Origin of the sequence: Streptomyces palmae, from assembly GCF_004684805.1 — a bacterium.
Lineage (GTDB): Bacteria > Actinomycetota > Actinomycetes > Streptomycetales > Streptomycetaceae > Streptomyces > Streptomyces palmae.
On sequence record NZ_SRID01000542.1, the window covers coordinates 1 to 3,394 of the forward strand.

Sequence of the window (3,394 nt, forward strand, 5' to 3'; positions counted from 1 at the left end):
GGGGTGGGGTGTCCGGTGGTCCTCGCATGCTCATGAACCCGACGACGGAGTCATCTCCGCCTCTCGTCTGGGGGGACAAAAGGGGGAGGCTTCCGCACAGCCAGTTGCGAAGACCACCGGTAGGCCGACCCTAGGCAGCGCGGGGATGGGCGCGATACGGGGAAAACCCTCGCGGGGCACGAGGGTTGGGGGGTTACCAGCGGTTGCCGGCGAAGGGGGCGTCGGTGCGGACGATCTCGTGACCGAGGGGGGTGAGCGAGATGGGGATCAGCTTGAAGTTGGCGAGACCCAGGGGGATGCCGATGATCGTCAGGCAGAGCATGACGCCGGTGACCACGTGACCGAGCGCCAGCCACCAGCCGGCGAGCAGCAGCCACAGGACGTTGCCGACGCAGGACGGGGCCCCGGCGTCCCGGCGGGGGACGGCGGCACGGCCGAAGGGCCACAGCGCGAAGCCGGCGATCCGGAACGAGGCAATACCGAACGGGATGCCGATGATCGTCACGCAGAGCAGGATGCCGGCCACCACGTACGCGATGGCCATCCAGAGGCCGCAGAGCAGCAGCCAGACCACATTGAGGATGGTCCTCATGGCCGGTGGCCCGCCATCTGCTCGAGTCGGGCGATGCGCTGACCCATGGGCGGGTGGGTGGAGAAGAGCTTGGTCATGCCGTCACCAGGCCTGAAAGGGTTGGCGATCATCATGTGGCTGGCCGCCTCCAAGCGGGGCTCGGCGGGCAGTGGCAGCGCCTTCGTGCCTGCTTCCAGCTTACGCAGGGCGCTGGCCAGGGCCAGCGGGTCGCCGGTCAGCCGGGCCCCGGAGGCGTCCGCCTCGTACTCCCGGGAGCGGCTGATCGCGAGCTGGATGAGTGAGGCGGCGATCGGGCCCAGGATCATGATCATCAGCATGCCGAGGATGCCCGGGCCCTCGTCGTCGTCGGACCGGCCTATGGGAATCAGCCAGGCGAAGTTCACCAGGAACATCACCACCGAGGCCAGGGCGCCGGCCACCGAGGAGATCAGGATGTCGCGGTTGTAGACATGGCTGAGCTCGTGGCCGATGACGCCGCGCAGCTCGCGCTCGTCCAGCAGGCGGAGGATGCCCTCGGTGCAGCACACCGCGGCGTTGCGCGGGTTGCGGCCGGTCGCGAAGGCGTTGGGCGCGTCGGTCGGTGAGATGTAGAGCCGGGGCATGGGCTGCCGGGCGGCGGTGGAGAGCTCCCGGACCATGCGGTAGAGCTGCGGGGCCTGGAACTCGCTGACCGGGCGGGCGCGCATGGCCCGCAGGGCGATCCTGTCGCTGTTCCAGTAGGCGTACGCGTTGGTGGCCAGCGCCACGAAGACTGCGATGACCAGGCCCGTACGGCCGAAGAGACTGCCGATCACGATGATGAGCGCGGACAGTCCCCCGAGGAGTACGGCGGTCTTGAGCCCGTTGTGCCGACGGTGCACGGTACGCCCTCCAATTGACGCGGCAGGGGAACCCTTTGGTACTTCCACCTTCCAGTGGACCCTTCTGGACTGGTCAACGCCAGATGAGGAGCACTAGTTCCCTTGTGCACAACGGGCGCGTTTACGCCATAGAAGGCGAGAAGGGCCGGAAGGCCGCGAAGAGGGTGGGATGGCGGGGATGCGAAGCCCCCTCGGGTGCCGCCGGCCCTGCTGTCACCGGGTCGGCATGGCCGGTGGGGCGCCCAGTTCCTTGATGAGTCGCCGATACATCGCGAAGGCCGGCTTGGGCGTGTAGTCGTCACGCAAGAGGCCGAAATGATGGAAGAGCCCCTCGGCGTTGCTGTCGGCGTCCCGCAGGGCGAAGAGCGAGTAGCCGTCGATGTTCAGCGGGGCGGCGAGGGCGGCGACGGTCCGGATGATGGTGTCGAGCGCGGCGGCCTGTCGCCGCTCGGTGCGGCCGGGGCTGGTGGGCCAGCCGTTCTCGCATACGCGGATCGGGACGGTGTCCGGGATGCCGGCCTGCGGCAGGCTGGTGCGACGGAAGCCGGTGAGCACCGCGGCGACCGCGTCAGCCAGCTGGTCCGCGGCGATGGGCCGGAACACGTCCGGGAAGAAGTCCAGGCCGACATAGTCCAGGCTCTGCCGGAAGCGCGCATCGGCCAGCGCGCCGAGGCCGGCCCAGAAGGTGTCGGCCGGGTCGAAGGACGGCACGGCGTTGAAGCCGACCGCCACGCGGTGGCCAAGGGCCCGGGCCTCCTGTTGGGCGGTGATGACGCCCTGGACGAGCGCGTTCAGGACGTTGGGGGTGCTGCCGTCGACGGACGGGAGGTTGAGATTGGGCTCCTCGCAGATCTGGACCGACGCCAGCTGCGGTCCGGCCGTCCGGATGGCCTCGCGAACGAACTCGAGCCACCCGTCCAGTTCGCCGGACGGCTCACGGAACTGCAGCACGAGGTCCAGGGTGCGGCCGCGCTGAAGGTAGGCGTGCGGGTCGGCGGGTGTGGGCTGCGTCTGCGGTGTCGCGACGGCGGCGTACGAGCGGTAGGCGCGTACCGCCAGCGTGTCCGCCTCGCCCTGCAGTTCGTCGAGGGCCTCGATGATGCGGTCCGGCGCGTCCGGGCGGACCGGATGAACGATGCCCTGGTCGTCGCCCAGGAGACCGCCGGGATAGATGCCGAAGGTCATGGTCATGCCCGCCCCCAAAAAATCTTGGTGTCACGCCAAATTTGTGGTGACACTAGCATGCGGTCCATGGGCCTTCGAGAGATCAAGAAGCAGCAGACCCGTACGGCGATCGCCGACGCTGCCCTGGGGTTGTTCCTGGAGCACGGCTTCGACCAGGTCACGGTCGCGGAGGTGGCACGGCACGCGGGTGTGTCCACCAACACCGTGTTCAACTACTTCCCCACCAAGGAAGACCTGTTCTTCGACCGCCAGGCCGAGGTCGAGAACCACCTCGCCGCCCTGGTGCGCGACCGGGCGCCGGGCACCTGTCCGGTCGCGGCCGTCCGCGACGACCTGCTGTCCGCCCTGCGGCAGGACCACCCGATGCTCGGGCTCCAGCCCGGTGCGCCCGCGTTCTGGCGGACCATCCGGGACAGCCCGGCCCTGCGGGCTCGCGAACGCGAGATCGGCGAGCGCGTCGAGGCGGCTCTGGCGACCGCTCTGGCCGAACATCCGTTGAGTGCCACGCCTGGCGATACCGACGATCCACTCCCGCTGCTCGTCGCGGGTGCCATCGCGGGAACGCATCGCGCAGCTCTACGCGAGCTGCAGCGACGCATCATGTCCGGCGAACCACCCGCGCCGGCCCGCGACACCGTCGCCCGCGTGGCAGTTCAGGCCTTCGACCTGCTCTGTTCCGGACTTCACGCGGGGGGCGACCGGACACAGATGTCGCACGAGCCGGCTGTCCCGCAGTAGGGCGGAGGTGGGTGACGGG

Annotated in this window: 4 protein-coding genes; 1 reads left to right on the forward strand and 3 read right to left on the reverse strand. The window is 69.4% G+C overall.

Annotation, left to right across the window (positions count from 1 at the left end; all coding sequences use genetic code 11):
* Window positions 1–193 precede the first annotated feature (193 nt).
* From E4099_RS30600 to E4099_RS30610, 3 genes are all read right to left on the reverse strand, one after another.
* Window positions 194–592, reverse strand: a complete 399-nt coding sequence (locus E4099_RS30600) for a YccF domain-containing protein (RefSeq protein ID WP_135342355.1) — start codon at window positions 590–592, stop codon at window positions 194–196.
* Window positions 589–1,452: a zinc metalloprotease HtpX gene (gene htpX / locus E4099_RS30605; RefSeq protein ID WP_135342356.1), complete on the reverse strand. Its 864-nt coding sequence runs from the start codon at window positions 1,450–1,452 to the stop codon at window positions 589–591. The genes E4099_RS30600 and htpX overlap by 4 nt, the downstream gene beginning before the upstream one ends.
* A 213-nt stretch (window positions 1,453–1,665) precedes the next feature.
* Window positions 1,666–2,643: a hypothetical protein gene (locus E4099_RS30610; RefSeq protein WP_135342357.1), complete on the reverse strand. Its 978-nt coding sequence runs from the start codon at window positions 2,641–2,643 to the stop codon at window positions 1,666–1,668.
* A 60-nt stretch (window positions 2,644–2,703) separates the two neighbouring features.
* Between E4099_RS30610 and E4099_RS30615 the strand changes: the two genes are divergently transcribed.
* Entirely contained in the window at window positions 2,704–3,375 is a 672-nt protein-coding gene (locus tag E4099_RS30615) for a TetR/AcrR family transcriptional regulator (RefSeq protein WP_135342358.1), read from the forward strand.
* Window positions 3,376–3,394: the final 19 nt, after the last annotated feature.